The organism is Paracoccus simplex (assembly GCF_042648325.1).
Taxonomy (GTDB): domain Bacteria; phylum Pseudomonadota; class Alphaproteobacteria; order Rhodobacterales; family Rhodobacteraceae; genus Paracoccus; species Paracoccus simplex.
In genome coordinates this window covers 28,726-44,552 of sequence record NZ_JBHRXE010000033.1, presented here as the reverse complement: position 1 = coordinate 44,552, position 15,827 = coordinate 28,726, and the positions used below count along the sequence as shown (strand labels likewise).

Annotated in this window: 14 protein-coding genes; 6 read left to right on the top strand and 8 right to left on the bottom strand. The window is 67.7% G+C overall.

Annotated elements, in window-relative coordinates; all coding sequences use genetic code 11:
• Window positions 1-10: 10 nt before the first annotated feature.
• The gene (locus tag ACFOMP_RS11715; RefSeq protein WP_379030705.1) at window positions 11-994 is read right to left on the bottom strand and encodes a TRAP transporter substrate-binding protein; all 984 of its coding nucleotides are present in this window, start codon (window positions 992-994) and stop codon (window positions 11-13) included.
• Window positions 995-1,015: 21 nt separating this feature from the next.
• A complete protein-coding gene (gene uxaC, locus ACFOMP_RS11710; protein WP_379030702.1) occupies window positions 1,016-2,422 on the bottom strand; it encodes a glucuronate isomerase in 1,407 nt (468 codons plus the stop codon).
• Window positions 2,423-2,510: 88 nt separating this feature from the next.
• Between uxaC and ACFOMP_RS11705 the strand changes: the two genes are divergently transcribed.
• From ACFOMP_RS11705 to ACFOMP_RS11680, 6 genes are all read left to right on the top strand, one after another.
• Complete coding sequence (locus ACFOMP_RS11705) at window positions 2,511-3,206, top strand: GntR family transcriptional regulator (RefSeq protein WP_379030699.1); 696 nt, start codon at window positions 2,511-2,513, stop codon at window positions 3,204-3,206.
• Between the two features lie 22 nt (window positions 3,207-3,228).
• Window positions 3,229-4,437: a mannonate dehydratase gene (uxuA, locus tag ACFOMP_RS11700; protein WP_289896864.1), complete on the top strand. Its 1,209-nt coding sequence runs from the start codon at window positions 3,229-3,231 to the stop codon at window positions 4,435-4,437.
• The gene (locus ACFOMP_RS11695; RefSeq protein WP_379030695.1) at window positions 4,434-5,381 is read left to right on the top strand and encodes a sugar kinase; all 948 of its coding nucleotides are present in this window, start codon (window positions 4,434-4,436) and stop codon (window positions 5,379-5,381) included. The genes uxuA and ACFOMP_RS11695 overlap by 4 nt, the downstream gene beginning before the upstream one ends.
• 160 nt (window positions 5,382-5,541) lie before the next feature.
• The gene (locus ACFOMP_RS11690) at window positions 5,542-7,608 is read left to right on the top strand and encodes a type VI secretion system Vgr family protein (RefSeq protein ID WP_379030692.1); all 2,067 of its coding nucleotides are present in this window, start codon (window positions 5,542-5,544) and stop codon (window positions 7,606-7,608) included.
• A 4-nt stretch (window positions 7,609-7,612) separates the two neighbouring features.
• Window positions 7,613-8,875: a hypothetical protein gene (locus tag ACFOMP_RS11685; RefSeq protein ID WP_379030689.1), complete on the top strand. Its 1,263-nt coding sequence runs from the start codon at window positions 7,613-7,615 to the stop codon at window positions 8,873-8,875.
• Window positions 8,876-8,943: 68 nt separating this feature from the next.
• Window positions 8,944-10,038: a hypothetical protein gene (locus tag ACFOMP_RS11680; protein ID WP_379030687.1), complete on the top strand. Its 1,095-nt coding sequence runs from the start codon at window positions 8,944-8,946 to the stop codon at window positions 10,036-10,038.
• Between the two features lie 290 nt (window positions 10,039-10,328).
• Here ACFOMP_RS11680 and ACFOMP_RS11675 read toward each other — a convergent pair whose 3' ends face one another.
• From ACFOMP_RS11675 to ACFOMP_RS11650, 6 genes are all read right to left on the bottom strand, one after another.
• Window positions 10,329-11,081, bottom strand: a complete 753-nt coding sequence (locus ACFOMP_RS11675) for an amino acid ABC transporter ATP-binding protein (protein ID WP_379030684.1) — start codon at window positions 11,079-11,081, stop codon at window positions 10,329-10,331.
• Window positions 11,082-11,095: 14 nt separating this feature from the next.
• Window positions 11,096-11,788, bottom strand: a complete 693-nt coding sequence (locus tag ACFOMP_RS11670) for an amino acid ABC transporter permease (RefSeq protein WP_379030680.1) — start codon at window positions 11,786-11,788, stop codon at window positions 11,096-11,098.
• Window positions 11,785-12,546 carry an amino acid ABC transporter permease gene (locus ACFOMP_RS11665; protein ID WP_379030677.1) on the bottom strand — a complete coding sequence of 254 codons (762 nt, stop codon included), beginning with the start codon at window positions 12,544-12,546 and terminating at the stop codon, window positions 11,785-11,787. Before ACFOMP_RS11665 ends, ACFOMP_RS11670 begins: the two co-directional genes overlap by 4 nt.
• Window positions 12,547-12,604: 58 nt before the next feature.
• Complete coding sequence (locus ACFOMP_RS11660) at window positions 12,605-13,492, bottom strand: amino acid ABC transporter substrate-binding protein (protein WP_379030674.1); 888 nt, start codon at window positions 13,490-13,492, stop codon at window positions 12,605-12,607.
• A gap of 68 nt (window positions 13,493-13,560) precedes the next feature.
• The gene (locus tag ACFOMP_RS11655; protein WP_379030671.1) at window positions 13,561-14,709 is read right to left on the bottom strand and encodes an aminotransferase class V-fold PLP-dependent enzyme; all 1,149 of its coding nucleotides are present in this window, start codon (window positions 14,707-14,709) and stop codon (window positions 13,561-13,563) included.
• A 214-nt stretch (window positions 14,710-14,923) separates the two neighbouring features.
• Window positions 14,924-15,706, bottom strand: a complete 783-nt coding sequence (locus tag ACFOMP_RS11650; RefSeq protein ID WP_289896874.1) for an IclR family transcriptional regulator — start codon at window positions 15,704-15,706, stop codon at window positions 14,924-14,926.
• Window positions 15,707-15,827 lie beyond the last annotated feature (121 nt).

Sequence of the window (15,827 nt, the reverse complement as noted above, 5' to 3'; positions counted from 1 at the left end):
GGCCGCGATGTCACCGGGTTTCCTGGATGCGCTTGACCAGATCCCTGGCTTCGGGGGTGGTCACGTATTTCTCATAAACCGGGGCCATCGCCTCGATGAAGGCGGTCTTGTCCACGTCCTTGACCACCTCGGCGCCGGCGGCCACCACCTTCGCCTCGCTGGCCTTTTCCTGTTCGGCCCACAGCTTGCGCTGCAGCGTGGCCGAATTCCGGGCCGCCGTCCGCATGATCTCCTGATCCTCGGGGGACAGCTTGTCCCAGCTGGTCTTGGACACGGCGACCAGTTCCGGCACCATCAGGTGCTGGTCCAGGGTGAAATATTTCGCCACCTCGGCGTGGCCCGAGCTGTCATAGCTGGGAAAATTGTTCTCGGCCCCGTCGATCACCCCGGTCTGGATCGAGGAATAGACCTCGCCATAGGGCATCGGCGTGGCATTGGCGCCAAGCGCCGACATCATGTCCACGAACACGTCGTTCTGCATGACGCGGAACTTCAGCCCCTTCAGATCCTCGACGGTGCGGATCGGCTGCTTCGCGTTGTAGAAATTGCGCGCGCCGCCGTCGTAATAGGCCAGCGGGATCAGGTCATGGTCCTCGAACTGCCGGGCGATCTCCTCGCCGATCGGGCCGTCCAGAACCTTGTGCAGATGGTCCTCGGACCGGTACAGATAGGGCAGCGAGGTGGTCTGCGTGACCGGCACGATGTCGTTGAACGACCCGAACGAGGCGCGCACCATGTCGATGACGCCGAACTGGGTCTGTTCGATGGTATCCTTCTCCTCGCCCAGCTGGGACGAGGGGAAGACCTCGATGCAGATGCGGCCGCCGGTCTTGTCCTTGACCTCGGCCGCCATCGCCTTGACGCCCTCGACGGTGGGATAGCCGTCCGGATGCGTGTCCGACGAACGCAAGGTGGTTTCGCATTCTGCGCTGGCGGCCCCGGCCAGCGCAGCCGTGACAAGAAAGGCGGCAAGTGTGGTGTTCAGCAGTTTCATGTCATCCTCCCCGATGAACGGTCAAAGTCGATAGGCCCTCTTGGCGAGGCCATAGGTCAATTCATGCGCCAGTCTCGGCGCCTCGTCGCGGTCCAGCCGGCCACTGGCGACCAGCGTGGCCAGGAACGCGCAATCCACCCGGCGGGCCACGTCATGCCGGGCCGGGATCGAGCAGAAGGCGCGGGTGTCGTCGTTGAAGCCGACGGTGTTGCAGAACCCGGCCGTCTCGGTGGTCATCTCGCGAAAGCGGCGCATGCCCTCGGGGCTGTCATGGAACCACCAGGGCGGGCCAAGGCGCAGGCAGGGATAGACCCCCGCCAGCGGCGCCAGCTCGCGCGCATAGCTGCTTTCGTCCAGGGTGAACAGGATCACCGTCAGCTCGGGGCGCATGCCCACCGCGTTCAGCAGCGGCCGCAGCGCGGCGACGTAATCGGTGCGGCCGGGAATGTCGAAGCCCTTGTCGCGGCCGAACATCGCCATCACCGGGTCGGAATGGTTGCGCCGCGCGCCGGGATGGATCTGCAGCACCAGCCCGTCCTCAAGGCTCATGCGCGCCATCTCGGTCAGCATCTGGCCGCGAAAGGCGTCGGCCTCGGCCGCCGTGCAGGCGCCGCGCAGCGCCTTCTGGAACAGCGCCGCCGCCTCGGCCTGCGGCAGATCCTCGGTTCGGGCGCTGGCATGGCCGTGGTCGGAGGAGGTAGCGCCGAATTCCTTGAAATAGGCCCGCCGCGCCCGGTGCGCATCCAGATAGCCGGCCCAGGTCGCGGTGTCGAAGCCGGTCTGCTGGCCCATCAGCGCGACATTCCCGGCAAATCCCGGCATCTCGGGGTCGATCACCGCGTCCGGGCGATAGGCCGTCACCACCCTGCCCCGCCAGCCCGAGTCCCGGATCGCCCGGTGCCAGCGCAGATCGTCCGTCGCCGCCTCGGTGGTGGCGAGCAGCTCGATGCCGAAGCGTTCGTACAGCGCCCGCGGCCGGAAGTCCGGCCGCGCCAGGCAGTCCGAGATGTGGTCGTAATACCAATCCGCCGTTTCCGCCGACAGCCGCCGGTCGATGCCGAAGACATGCTGGAAGGAATGGTCCAGCCACAGCCGCGACGGCGTGCCGGCGAACAGGTGGTAATGGCCGGCGAACAGCCGCCAGATCTTGCGGCCGTCGGTCTCGGTCGGGCCGCCATCGACCCGCGGCACGCCCAGATCGGTCAGCGCCACCCCCTGCGAGGCGAGCATGCGAAACACGTAATGGTCGGGTGTCACGAACAGCTGCGCCGGATCGGGAAAGGCCCGGTTCTCGGCGAACCAGCGCGGGTCGGTATGGCCGTGCGGGCTGATGATCGGCAGGTCGCGGACATCCTGGTAAAGCGCCCGCGCCAGGTCGCGCAGCGCCGGATCGGGCGGGAACAACCGATCCTCGTCCAGCAGCGGCATCTGCAACTCTCCTCCCGAATCGCCTTGCGGTTCCTCTAGTCATCTAATATGCTAGTCTGGCAACACCGTCAACGCCATGGTTTCGCCGATGCCGACAGATGCCGCCGCCCTGCCCATCCTGGACGACCTGCGCCCGCGCACGGTCACCGACCAGGTCTATGAGGCGCTTTACCAACGGGTCATCAACCTGACCCTGCCCCCCGGCGCCCGGCTGTCCGAAGCCGAGGTCGCGGCGCAGATGGGCGTCTCGCGCCAGCCGGTGCGCGATGCGTTCTTCCGGCTGTCGCAACTGGGCTTCATCCAGATCCGCCCGCAACGGGCGACGGTGGTGACGCAGATCTCGGCCGAGGCGATCCGGCAGGCGCATTTCATCCGCCTGGCACTGGAAACCGCCTGCCTGCGCGAGGCGGTGCGGCTGCTGACCCCGCAGGACCATGACGCGCTGGCGGAACTGATCCGGCGCCAGGACGCCGCCATCCGCGCCGACGACCGCAGCGGCTTCCATGCGCTGGACGACCAGTTCCACCACGACATCTGCGCCGCCTCGGGGCTGGAATTCGTCTGGACCCTGGTCAAGGACAACAAGGGCCACATGGACCGGGCCCGCTACCTGTCGCTGTCCTATAACGCCCGGAACGCGATGGAGGAGCACAAGATCATCCTGGCCGCCCTGCGCGAACGCGACGAGGAGAAGGCGGTCGCCGCCATCGGCCTGCACCTGTCGCGCATCCACGAGACGCTGGCGCGGCTGCGCGCCGAACAGCCCGAGATGCTGGGCCTGTAGTTCCGTTTCCCCGGAGGAGTGAATGCGACATACCTGGCGCTGGTTCGGACCCAAGGATCGGGTCTCGATCGACGACATGCTGCAGGCGGGGGTGCAGGGCGTGGTCACCGCCCTGCACCATGTCCCGACCGGAACCGTCTGGACGCCCGGGGAAATCGCCCGCCGGCAGGCCGAACTGGCGGCGATGGCCGACGGCACGCCCTCGGGCCTGGCATGGGAGGTGGTGGAAAGCCTGCCGGTCAGCGAGGCGATCAAGACCCAGACCGGCGACTGGCGCGATCATGTCGCCCACTGGATCGCCTCGATGCGCAACCTGAAGGACGCCGGGATCGAGGTGATCTGCTACAATTTCATGCCGGTGCTGGACTGGACCCGCACCGACCTGGCCTGGCGGCGGCCGAACGGCGCGCGCTGCATGCGGTTCGACTTCACCGATTTCGCCGCCTTCGACATCCATATCCTGCAGCGCAAGGGCGCGGCCGAGGATTTCCCCGAGGAGATCCGCGACGAGGCCGCCCGCCGCTTCGCCGCCATGGACGAGGCCCGGCGCGAGCAACTGGCCGGCAACGTGGTCTTCGGCCTGCCCGGCGCGGCCGAACATTTCACCCTGGACGGTGTGCGGGCGCTGCTGGACAGCTATGCCCCGGTGACGGACACGGTGCTGCGCCGGCATTTCCACGACTTCCTGGAACAGGTCGCCCCGGTCGCGCAGCAGATCGGGATGCGGCTCTGCTGCCATCCCGACGATCCGCCCTTTCCGCTGCTGGGCCTGCCGCGGGTGATGTCCACCGAGGCCGATTACGCCGAGCGCATGGCCGCCGTGGACCTGCCGGCGAACGGCATCACGCTTTGCTCGGGCTCGCTGGGGGCGCGGCCGGACAACGACCTGCCGGGCATGATGGCGCGGCTGGGCGACCGGGTGCATTTCCTGCATCTGCGCAATGTGCGCCGCGACGGCGACGCGCTTCGCGGTTCGTTCTTCGAGGACGAGCATCTGGGCGGCCAGACCGACATGGTGGCGCTGGTCGCCGCGGTGCTGCGCGAGGAAGCCCGCCGCCGCGCGGCCGGCCGCGCCGATCGGACCATCCCGATGCGGCCCGATCACGGCCAGGACATCCTGGACGATATCGGCCGCGGCGGGCAGCCCGGCTATCCCGCCATCGGCCGGCTGAAAGGGCTGGCCGAGCTGCGCGGCGTGGAACGGGCGCTGCGCCACGGGGCGCAAGGATGAACGCGCCGCTGATCCTTTGCATCGGCGAAGCCATGGTCGAGCTGTCGCCGGCCGGCGGCGGCCTGTGGCGGATGGGCATTGCCGGCGACACGCTGAACATGGCCTGGTATCTGCGCCGCAGCCTTGGCCCGGACTGGCGGGTCGGCTATTTCAGCCGCGTCGGCACTGGCGAATATTCCCGGCAGATGCTGGACTTCCTGGCCGCCGAGGGCATCGGCACCGACCATGTCGCCCGCGACCCCGAGCGCGAGATCGGCCTTTATGCCATCTCGCTCAGCAAGGGCGAGCGCAGTTTCAGCTATTGGCGCGACCATTCGGCGGCGCGGCGGCTGGCCGACGATCCCGAGCGGCTGCGCGCGGCGCTGGCCGGCTGCCGCATCGCCTGCCTGTCCGGGATCACCCTGGCGATCCTGCCCGAGGCCGGGCGCCGGGCCTTGCTGGAGGCGCTGCGCGTCGCGCGGGCGGCGGGAACGCAGGTGGTGTTCGATCCGAACCTGCGGCCGCGGCTTTGGGCCGGCGCCGCCGAGATGCGCGGCTGGATCGAGGCCGCGGCAACCTGCGCCGACCTGCTGCTGCCCAGCCTTGATGACGAGATGGCGCATTTCGGCGATGCCGATGCCCGGGCGACCGCCGCGCGCTATCTGCGGCTGGGCGCCGGCCGGGTGGTGGTCAAGAACGGCGGCGGCCCGGTGCTGCTGGCCGATGCGCAGGGCTGCCGGCTGGTCGAGGGCCTGCCCCGCGTCGCCCCGGTGGACAGCACCGCCGCCGGCGACAGCTTCAACGCCGCCTTCCTGGCGGCCGGCCTGCACGGCGCCGATCCGGTCGCGGCGGTCCGCGCCGCGCATGATTTCAGCTTGCAGGTGGTGTCGCATCCGGGCGCCCTGGTGCGCGAGGCCCGGTTCCACATCCCGGCGCAGGCGCGACGCACGGACCCGCAGGGCTAAGATCCACGCCGCCTGCCCGACGCCGGGAACGGGGACCACATGACGCGGCCGGGGCGCCGGCGCCGGAAGGCTGGTTCCCGGCCTTGGCATTGCCCTGATGCTTGGGCATACTCCCCGCAGTTTCAGTTTGACCCATTTTTCCCCCGCGGAGGCCTTTTTCATGAACGCCCCCCTGCGCCAGTCCGAGCGGCTGGGCCGTTTGACGACCGCCCTCGGCCCCGACATCCTGGCGCTTTTGCGCTTCGACGGCACGGACCACCTGAACGAGCTGTTCGACTACCGCGTCGAGGCGCTGGCCACCCGCAACGATCTCGACTTCGACGCGCTGATCGGCACCCATGCCACGGTCGAGATCGAGACCCGCGACGGCACCCAGCCCTTCGACGGCATCGTCACCCAGGCCCGCTGGGCCGGGGTGGGCGAGAATGGCCACCGCTACGACCTGACCCTGCGGCCCTGGTTCTGGCTCGCCTCGCGCCGCCGCAACCAGCGGATCTTTCACGACAAGACCGTGGTGCAGATCCTGCAGGAACTGCTTGCCGACTACGCCCAGCTCGGCGATCCGGCGGTCGAGTTCCAGCTCTCGCAGCACTACCCGGTGCTGGAATACACCGTGCAATATCGCGAATCCGACCTCGGTTTCGCCCGCCGGCAGATGGAGCGGCACGGAATCTCCTTCCATTTCCGCCACGCCCCGGGCAGCCATACGCTGGTGCTGACCGACGACGTGCTGGCGCATGAGACCATCGGCGCTCGGCCCTACAAGTCCTATGACGGCCATCACCAGGCGGCCGGAGAAGGAGGTGGCGAGCATTTCTGGGACTGGTCGCCCGAGCGCAACCTGACCACCGGCGCCATCCGGCTGACCGACTACAATTTCAAGAAGCCCGACCAGGCGATGGAGGCCGACCGGCTGGGCGACGCCGCCCATGCGCAGGGCCAGATCGAGAGCTTCGATTATCCGGGCGACTATCCGGCGCAGGACGTGGGCAAGCTGGTGGCGGGGCTGCGCACCAGCCAGGAACGCGGCGCGGATCGCCGCAACCGGGCGGTGGGCGATTGCGCCAGCCTGCGGGCGGGGCGCCGGGTGACGCTTGCGGGCGACCCGGTGCCGGGGACGGGCGAGACCTATCTCTGCCTCTCGGCCTCGCATCATTTCGTGTCGGAAGCCTATGGCTCGGGCGGTTCGGGCAGCGACGGCTATGCCTTCACCGGCAGCTACGCCCTGATGCCGGACACCGCGCCGATGGTGCCGCCGCGGCGCACGGCGGTGCCCGTGGTGCACGGCCCGCAGACGGCGATGGTGGTCGGCGAGGGCGAGATCGACTGCGACGAATTCGGCCGCATCCTGGTGCGGTTCCATTGGGATCTGAGCGGGGCGCATTCGATGCGCTGCCGGGTGTCGCAGAACTGGGCCGGCGCCGGCTGGGGCGGCATGGTCATCCCCAGGATCGGCATGGAGGTGGTGGTCGAGTTCCTGGAAGGCGATCCGGACAAGCCGCTCGTCACCGGGAATGTGTTCAACGGGAAGAATGGCGTGCCTTACGAGTTGCCCAAGCACAAGACGCGCTCGACCTTCCGGACCAATACCCATCAGGGCAAGGGCTTCAACGAGCTGCGCTTCGAGGACCAGAAGGGCGAGGAAGAAATCTTCGTCCATGCCCAGAAGGACATGAACTTGGAGATCCTCAACGATCGCGCCAAGGAGGTCGGGCGGAATCAGGCCGAGGTCGTCGGCCACGACAAGTCGATCGAGGTCGGCGGCGACCATGACGAGCTCGTCTCGGGCAACATGTCCATCGCGGTCGGCCAGAACCCGCTGTCGGACCTGCTGCGCAGCAAGTCGAAGCTGCTTTTCGACAAGCTCGGCAGCGCGCTTGGCAAGATGAAGATCCCCGACCCGTTCAACTTCGCCAAGGGCAACTTCCAGCTGTTCGTCGAGAAGAACCGTTCCGAGATCGTCGGCATCGGCTCGTCCGAGATCGTCGGCGCCGCGAAGTCGATCATGGTCGGCCATACCTTCCAGACCAGCGTCGGCAAGTCGCACAGCCTGATCGTGCGCGGCCGCGCCGATACCGATATCGGCAAGATCCACAACATCCGGGTGGGCGACCAGCTGACCATCAAGGTCGGCGAGAACTCGATGATCACCATGTCGAAGGAAGGCGACGTGGTGATCCAGGGCAAGCATATCCGGCTGAAAGCCGACAAGATCTCGCAGAACTGACGACATGGGTGGCCCCGGAGGAAACAGCCTGCCGAAACCGTCGATCCTGATCGGCGATGCCGCTTTGCCCTATGGCCAATGCCGGGCGGAGGATCCGACGATCTGGCCCTTTACCGGCGCGACCACCTTTTTCCCCAAAGGCCGCCCGCCGGCGCAGAACATGCTGAAAACCGACACCCGGCTGTTCACCCGATGGGACCAACCGCCGGCCGGGCCCTGGAAAGGCCCCCCCTGGCGCCTGCCCGAGCAACAGACCGCCAGCACCCCCTGGGCGCCGCAGGGCGGCCCGGCCACCGGCGGCAGCTTCGATCAGTTTGCGATCCCGACCCTGCAGGACTATCTGCAGGGCGTCGGCTCGAACCATCTCGTCCCGCCCGCAAAGCCGGAAGGCGAGCAGCCGGACGAGGAGGAAGGGCCGAAATGGGAATTCGGCCAGGCCGAGCGCAAAACCAAGGACGGCGGCACCAGCGAGGAATGGCGGCGCGGCATCCGCGAATATGTCAGGTCCGGCTATACGCGCCGCAACCCGGACGGCACCTACGAGGCCGATACCGACTGGCGCGGCAAGTGGGACGATGCCGAATTCACCCTGGCCGAGGTCTCTGACAAGACCGACAAGGCGTCGGTCGCCGTCGCCCAGGGCGATTTCGGCGATGCCGATTCGGCCTTCTCGGGCAATGGCGCGGTGCTGGGCGCCGAGGCGCAGGCCGATTGGAAGGGCGCGCTGACCACCAAGGGGCTGGAGGCCGAGGCCAAGGCCGCCGCATCCGCCTATGTCGCGCAGGGCGAGGTTTCCTCGAAGGAGGACGAGCTGCTGGTCGGCTCGGCCGAAGGCGCGGCGCTGAAGGCCGAGGCAGAAGCCAAGGGCGAGGCGATCTTCACCGCCGAACAGGCGACGCTGGGCGGCAAGCTGGGCGCCTCGGCCAATCTGGTCGAGGGCAAGATCGGCGGCGAGCTGGGCATCACCCCCACGCGCGCCAGCCGCGCCGCGGTGACGCTCTATAACTGGCTTTTCGACCAGAACGCCACGCCGCTGAACGACGACTGGGATTTCGGCATCGTGCTGAATGCCGAGGCCAGCGGCGCGGTCGGCGCGCAGGCCGAGGCCAATGCCGAAGCCGGCTACAAGAAGGGCAAGTTGCGCGCCGAGGCCGGCGCCAAGCTGGGCCTGGGCGTCGGCGCCGGCGTGAAGGTCGGCGGCGGACTGACCGGGCTGGACAAGGCCTGGGCCCGGATCAAGGACGGCTGGAACTGGCTATGGAACTGATGATGGACCGCAGACGGATGCTTGGCGCGCTCGGCCTGGCCGGCGCGGCCGCAATGATGAATGGACGCATGACGATGGCACAAGAGACCAATCCCGTCGAGCCGCTGGCCCGCAGCAAGGACAGGCTTTCCGAGCGCGGGTTGGCGCTGCCCGATTTCCCCGGCCTGCAGTTCCGCACCGCGCTGCCCGAGGGGCTGGAATGGTTCGAAAGCGCCGAGACGGTCGGCGATTTCGACGAATCGGGCATGTTCACCGAGTTCCGGCGCCTGTGGCTGGGCTATGCGCCCGAGGATCGCGACCGCTTGCAGATCTCGGTCCATGCCGCGCGCATCCCCGCCGAGCGCGTCGCCCTGGCGCCGGATTACGCCCGCCTGCTGGCACGGGTCTGGGGGCCGAAGAATTACGGCCTTTACGGCGACGAGCGCGATTTCGGCGAAGTCATGACCGGCGAGGATGACAGCGGCTTTGGCCGCAGGACGCGGATCAGCGTCTGGCGGCGCGGCACCGACCTGCTGATCATCCGCGCCGACACCACGCTGGAGGATTTCGAGGCCCAGGCCCCGAGGCTTGCGGCCATGGTCGGTTCGCTGGAATTCCGCGACCCGATCGCCGACCCGATCGCCGACGGGCTGGTCGCGCATCGGATCCGCCTGCCCTCGGGCGCGATGTTCGACTATCGCCTGCCGCCGCATTGGCAAGCCTTCGATCCGGGCAAGCCGCAATCGGCGCCGATCTCGGCGGCGATCTGGCTGGACCGCGCCGACGAGGGCGGCAACAGCGCCATCGGCATCTTCGGCGTGGCGGTGCCCGAGGGCGCGCGGGCGGCGGATGCGCCCCTGGACCAGATCGCCGCGACCATGTCGGACCTGATGATGGAGAACCTGCTGCCGGAGGCCGAGTTCAAGCGCCAGCCGATGACCAATTACCGCATGAAGGGGTTCCGGCCCGATACGGTGCAGGCGATGTTCCTCGACCGGCTGGACCTCGCAGAGCGCAAGATGGGCGCCTCGGGGTTCTTCCTGGTCGCGGGGGCGGACGTGCCGGGTTTCTCGTCACTCACCGCCTATCCGGTCGACCAGGAAGCGATGGGGATCATGATGCACGCCAATTTCGTCGATCGCCTGGTGCTGGATGCGCTGCGCAGCCGCTTCGGACAATCGTGACCGTCGCGCCGCGGGATCGACCGGCGCCGACCCGTGCGGGCACGCCGAACCGCTGCGCACCGGACGCGATGCCGGCGCGGGGCAGGCAAGGCGGCACGCGTTGTAGAATGGTCGCTGCGCCGCCAGGCCCGGCCGGCGGCTTCGGGGGCGCCGCAGCGCCGTGACCTTCACCGGCGCCGGGCGGCGGGAAGCGGCCCTGCGCTTTGCCGAAGCCCGCGTTCCGATGGCAGAAGGCAGGGAAAGCGGCGCATCCGACGCGGGCCGGATGGCCCTGCAATCCCCGCCGCCGATCAGTGGATGACCTGCTGCAGGAACTCCCGCGCGCGGGGGCTTTGCGGGCTGGTGAAGAAATCGCCGGGCGCCGCCTCCTCGATCTTTTCGCCGCGATCCATGAAGATCACCCGGTCGGCGACCTGCCGCGCGAAGCCCATCTCATGGGTGACGCACAGCATGGTCATGCCCTCCTCGGCCAGTTCCACCATGGTGTCGAGCACCTCCTTGACCATTTCGGGGTCCAGCGCCGAGGTCGGCTCGTCGAAAAGCATCACCCGCGGCTGCATGCACAGCGCCCGCGCGATGGCGACGCGCTGCTGCTGGCCGCCGGAAAGCTGGCCGGGATATTTCCCGGCCTGGTCGGGGATGCGCACCTTGGTCAGGTAATGCATGGCGCGCTCCTCCGCCTCGGCCTTGCCGAGGCCGCGCGACTTGCGCGGGGCGATGGTGCAGTTCTGCAGGATGGTCATATGCGGGAACAGGTTGAAGCTCTGGAAGACCATGCCGACCTCGCGGCGAATGGCGGCGACATCCCTGGTTTCCCCGGTCAGCCGGTGGCCGTCAACCAGGATCTCGCCGCTGTCGTGCCGCTCGATGCGGTTGATGCAGCGGATCAGCGTCGACTTGCCCGAGCCGGAGGGGCCGCAGATGATGATCTTTTCACCCTTCGCGACCGCAAGGTTCACGTCGCGCAGGGCGTGGAAGGCGCCGTAATGCTTGTTGACATCGGTCAGCCTGATGACGGGATCCGTGGGAACGGGGCGGTGCATGGCCGGAAACCTTTCTAGCGGGTGGTGACGATGCGGGTGCGCTTGCGCAGGACCGCGACCAGTTGCGAGGCGGCGGTGCAGATCACCAGATAGACCGCCGCCACGGTCAGATACATTTCGACCAGCCGGCCGTTCAGCTGCGCCACCTTGGAGGCCGCGCCCACCAGATCGGTCAGCGACAGGACGTAGACCAGCGAGGTGTCCTGGAACAGGATGATGGTCTGGCTGAGGATGATCGGCGAGGTCACCCGGAACACCTGCGGCAGGATGATGTGCCGATAGGTCTGCAGGGTCGAAAGCGACAGCGCGTCGGCGGCCTCGTATTGGCCCTTGCCGACCGAGCGCAGGCCGACGCGGATGATCTCGGAATAATAGGCCGCCTCGAACAGCGAGAAGGTCAGGAACGCCGTCAGCACCCCGCCCACCGGCATCGGCCGGCCGTTGTTGAACATCCAGCCCGCGATCAGGGGCACCAGGAAAAAGAACCAGAACAGCACCATGATCAGCGGGATCGAGCGGATCAGCGCCACATAGCCCTTGGCAAGCGGCGCCAGCACCGGCACCTGCAGATGCTGGACCAGCGCCAGCCCGGTGCCCAGCACCAGCCCGGCGGCGAAGGCCACCGCGGTCAGCAGCAGCGAGAATTGCAGCCCCTTCCACAGGAACGGCAGGGCATCGACGACGACCGAGAAATCCAGCGCGTTCATAGCGCACCTCCGCGCCGCAGCATGGGAAGACGGCGCGCCTTGCGGGCCGGCGCGCTGCCGGGGATCTGGAAGCGGCGGTCGATCCACAGCATCAGCCGATAGGCGACCAGCGCCAGCAACAGGTAGATGATCGTCGCCGCCGCGAAGGCGCCGAAGGTCTGGAAGGTCGCCTCGGAGATCTGCCGCGCCTGCGCGGTCAGTTCCAGCAGGCCGATGGTCAGGGCCACCGAGGTGTTCTTGTAGATCCCCATCACCTCGCTGGTCAGGCTGGGGACGATCAGCCGCAGGGCCTGCGGCACGATGATGTGGCGCCGGGTGGCCCAAGGCGAAAGCCCCAGCGCCGCGGCGGCCTCGTCCTGGCCGGCCGGCAGCGCCTCGATGCCCGCCCGCACCTGTTCGGCGACGCGCGCCGCGGTATAGAGGCTGAGACAGGCCAGGGCCGGGAAAAAGGCGCCCCATGGCGGCGGCATCTGCTTGATCCGGTCGCCCAGGCCGCTGGGCAGAAGCTCGGGCAGCACGAAATACCACAGGAACATCTGCACCAGCACCGGGATGTTGCGGAAGATCTCGACATAAAGCCGCGCGGCCAGGGCGATGGCCCGGTTGCGGCTGGTCCGCCCGACGCCCACCAGCACGCCGATGGCAAAGGCGATCCACCAGCCGCCAACGGCCAGAAGCAGCGTCCACATCAGGCCGGACAACAGCCACTGGATGTAAAGCTGCCCGTCTATCGCAGGGTGAAAGAGCACGTCGAACATGCCGATAACCTTCGCTTGGGGCCGGGCCGCGCGGGCCGCCACCCGGCCGGGATTGCTGTCACTCGACGGCGTCGCTGGGATTGGCGACCCGTTCCTTCAGCGTCTCGCCCATGGCGAAATCAAGGTTCTCGTTCCGCGGCGGGATCGGTTGGGTGAACCACTTGTCATAGATCGCGGTGAACTCGCCCGAGGCCATCAGACCCTTCAGCGTGTCGTCCACCACGGCCTTGAACGCGGCATCGTCCTTGGTGAACATCAGCCCGTAATAGATCCGGTCATACGCCTCGGGCAGGAAGGCCAGCGCCGCAGGATCGGGCGCCGCGGCCCGAAGCCCGGCCAGCAGGATGTCGTCCTCCATGAAGGCGGCGGCGCGCCCCGAGGTCAGCATCAGGAAGGATTCCGCGTGATCCTTGGCCTGGGCAAGGTTCAGGTCCATGCCCTGCGCCGAAAGCGCCTGCGCGAAACCCACGGCGTTCGAGCCCTGCGTGGCGACGACGGTCTTGCCCTTCAGGTCGGCGGCGGTCTTGAAATCGTTCCTGGCCAGGACCAGCCAGCGCGGCTGGCTGACGAAGGTCGCGACGCTGAACGAGACCTGTTCCTGCCGGGTCTTGTTGTTCGCCGTGCCGCCGCATTCGATGTCCACGGTGCCGTTCTGGATCAGCGGGATGCGGTTCGAGGAATTGACCGGGACGTAGTTCACCCGGATCTCTTGTCCGAGCTTCGCCTCGACGCTGTCCACGATCCGCGCGCACAGGTCGAGCGAGAAGCCGATCGGCTGCTGGTCGGCGCCGAGATAGGAAAACGGGATCGAGGCCTCGCGATAGCCGATGGTGATGGCCTGGTTCGCGGCGATGCGCTCCAGCGTCACGCTGTCGGCATGGGCGGGGGCGGCAAGGGCCGCGCCGGCGAGAACGCCGCACAGGCCAAGGCTTTTGATGCTGTTCATGTTGGTTCCCTTGTTGGTCGGTTCGTTTCTTGTCGTGCCGGGCATGGGCCATGCCCGGCGCGTCTTGCTCAGGCGGCGGCGCTGGCGCGCAACCGGGCCTCGACCGCGTCGAGGAAGCGGTCGATATCCGCCTCGGTGCTGAACAGGCCCAGCGAGATGCGCACCCCGTCGCGTTCGGGCGACAGGCGGATGTTCTGTTCGGTGAAATAGGGCAGCCATTCGGCGGCGGGCAGCGCGGCGACATAGATATGCGGCGCCCGGTGCCGGTGCGCCCGCGGGCCGACAAGCCCGACGCCCAGCCGGTCCAGCCCGGCGATCAGCCGGTCGCCCAGGGCATGGCAATGCCGCTGGATCTCGGCGACGCCGATGCCGTCCAGCAGCTCCAGCGCCCCGCCCAGCCCCAGCACGGCGGGCAGGTTGAAATTGCCGATCTCGAACCGGCGGGCGGTGCTGGCGACGGCCATGTTGTCATGCCGCGCGATCAGGTCGGCGGGCGGGTGTTCCAGCGTGATCGCGGCCATGTAGCTGGGCTGGGCATCGACCGCCTCGCGGTTCCAGTACAGAAAGCCCAGCCCCTGCGGCAGCAGCAGCCCCTTGTGGGTGCCCGAGCCGACGAAGGTGGCGCCGATCTTCTTCACGTCCACCGGCACGACGCCGATGCCCTGCATCACGTCCACGACAAAGAAAAGCCCGCGTTCCCGGCACAGCCGGCCGACGCTTTCGACATCGAACAGATGCCCGGCATGGAAGGTCACCAGCGACATCGAGATGGCGCGGGTCCGCGCGTCCAGATGCCGCTCGAAAAAGGCGCCGTCCACGATCTCGGGCATCGGCAGGAAGCGGGTCTCGACGCCCTTGCGGGCCAGGTTCAGGAAGGCATAGGCGTTGTTCGGGTGGTCGCCCTCCAGCATCAGCACCTCGTCCCCGGCTTCCAGCGGCAGGGCGTTGGCGGCGATGTTCATCGCCTCGGAGGTGTTCTTGGTGAAGGCGATCTCCTCGGGCGCCGCGTTCACGAACGCCGCCAGCCGGCCGCGCACCGTCTCCATGCCGGCAAGCCATTCTGACTTGGGGCCGGCGGTATCGAAGGCAGAGGCGATGAACGCCTCGAGCCGCTGTTTCACCGGCACCGACAGCGGCGACTGGAAGCCCGCATCCAGATAGGTCATCCGCTCAACCGCCGGGAAAAGTCGCCGTGCCGCGGCAACGTCATAGGACATGGATCGCTCTCCTGCTGCATCCCGTGGATCGGCCGCCAGAAAGGTGAACCCTTCCGATGATCAATTTCCGAGATCAATGATTTCGAAAATCAGGATGCGAGAGGATATTGCCCCTGTCACGGAATAATTTCTCTTTTCGGATTCAATTATTCCGAAAATTGATAAATCCTTGAATCCCTCCGCCGGCTCTGGTCCCAAGGGATGAGGTTTCCCGTCAGCCGTCTTCGTCCTCGCCGTCCAGGATCGTCTGCGCCAGCAGATGCGCGGCGCGCTGCAAGGGTTCGATGAAGGCCCCAAGCGCCTCGTAGCGCACCCGCGCCGTCGGCACCGAGACGCCAAGACAGGCGATCAAGGTGCCGTCGGGGGCGGTGATCGGCACCGCGCAGCCGACGACGCCCTGGACATATTCCTCGTTGGTGCTGGCCCAGCCGTTGCGCCGCACCTCGGCCAGCACGGCCAGCAGGGCGTCGGGATCGGTGATGGTGTTCGGCGTGTGCTGCTGCACCGGCAATGTCCTGACCAGCTTGTCGCGCGCCGCGCCGGGCATCCGGCTGAGATAGATCTTGCCGGTCGAGGTGCAATGCAGCGGCGCATCGGCGCCGGGATCGAATTGCAGGCCCTGCGAAGGGGCGACGCGCACGCTGTCCACATAGACGACGCGGTTGTTGCGGACGATGCCGATCTCGCATTGCTCGCCGAGTTCGCCGGCCACGGCGGTCAGGACCGCATGGCGCCGGGCGGTGCGGAAGGCGTTGCTGATGGTCTTGCCCGCCAGCACCACAAGACGGTTGCCGACCCAGAACCGCTTGGTGCCGGGGGCCTTTTGCACCATCTGCCGCGCCTCGAGATTGCTGATCAGCCGATGCGCCGTCGGCACCGGCAGGCCCAGTTCCTGGGCGATCTCGGCGGTGGTGACCGGCTTTCGCTGGCTGGCGACGAAATCCAGGATCGCAAGGGCGCGATCCAATGGACCGTCCGAGGGGGTGTCACTGCTCATCAAACGCCTTTCCCAGGCCGTGGATCAAATCCCGACACCATAAATTCCGAAAAATGAAACTTGGCAAGGCGAAAGGCGGGGCGCCCGGCAAGGCAGGGACCGGCGGAACCGGCAAGGCGGC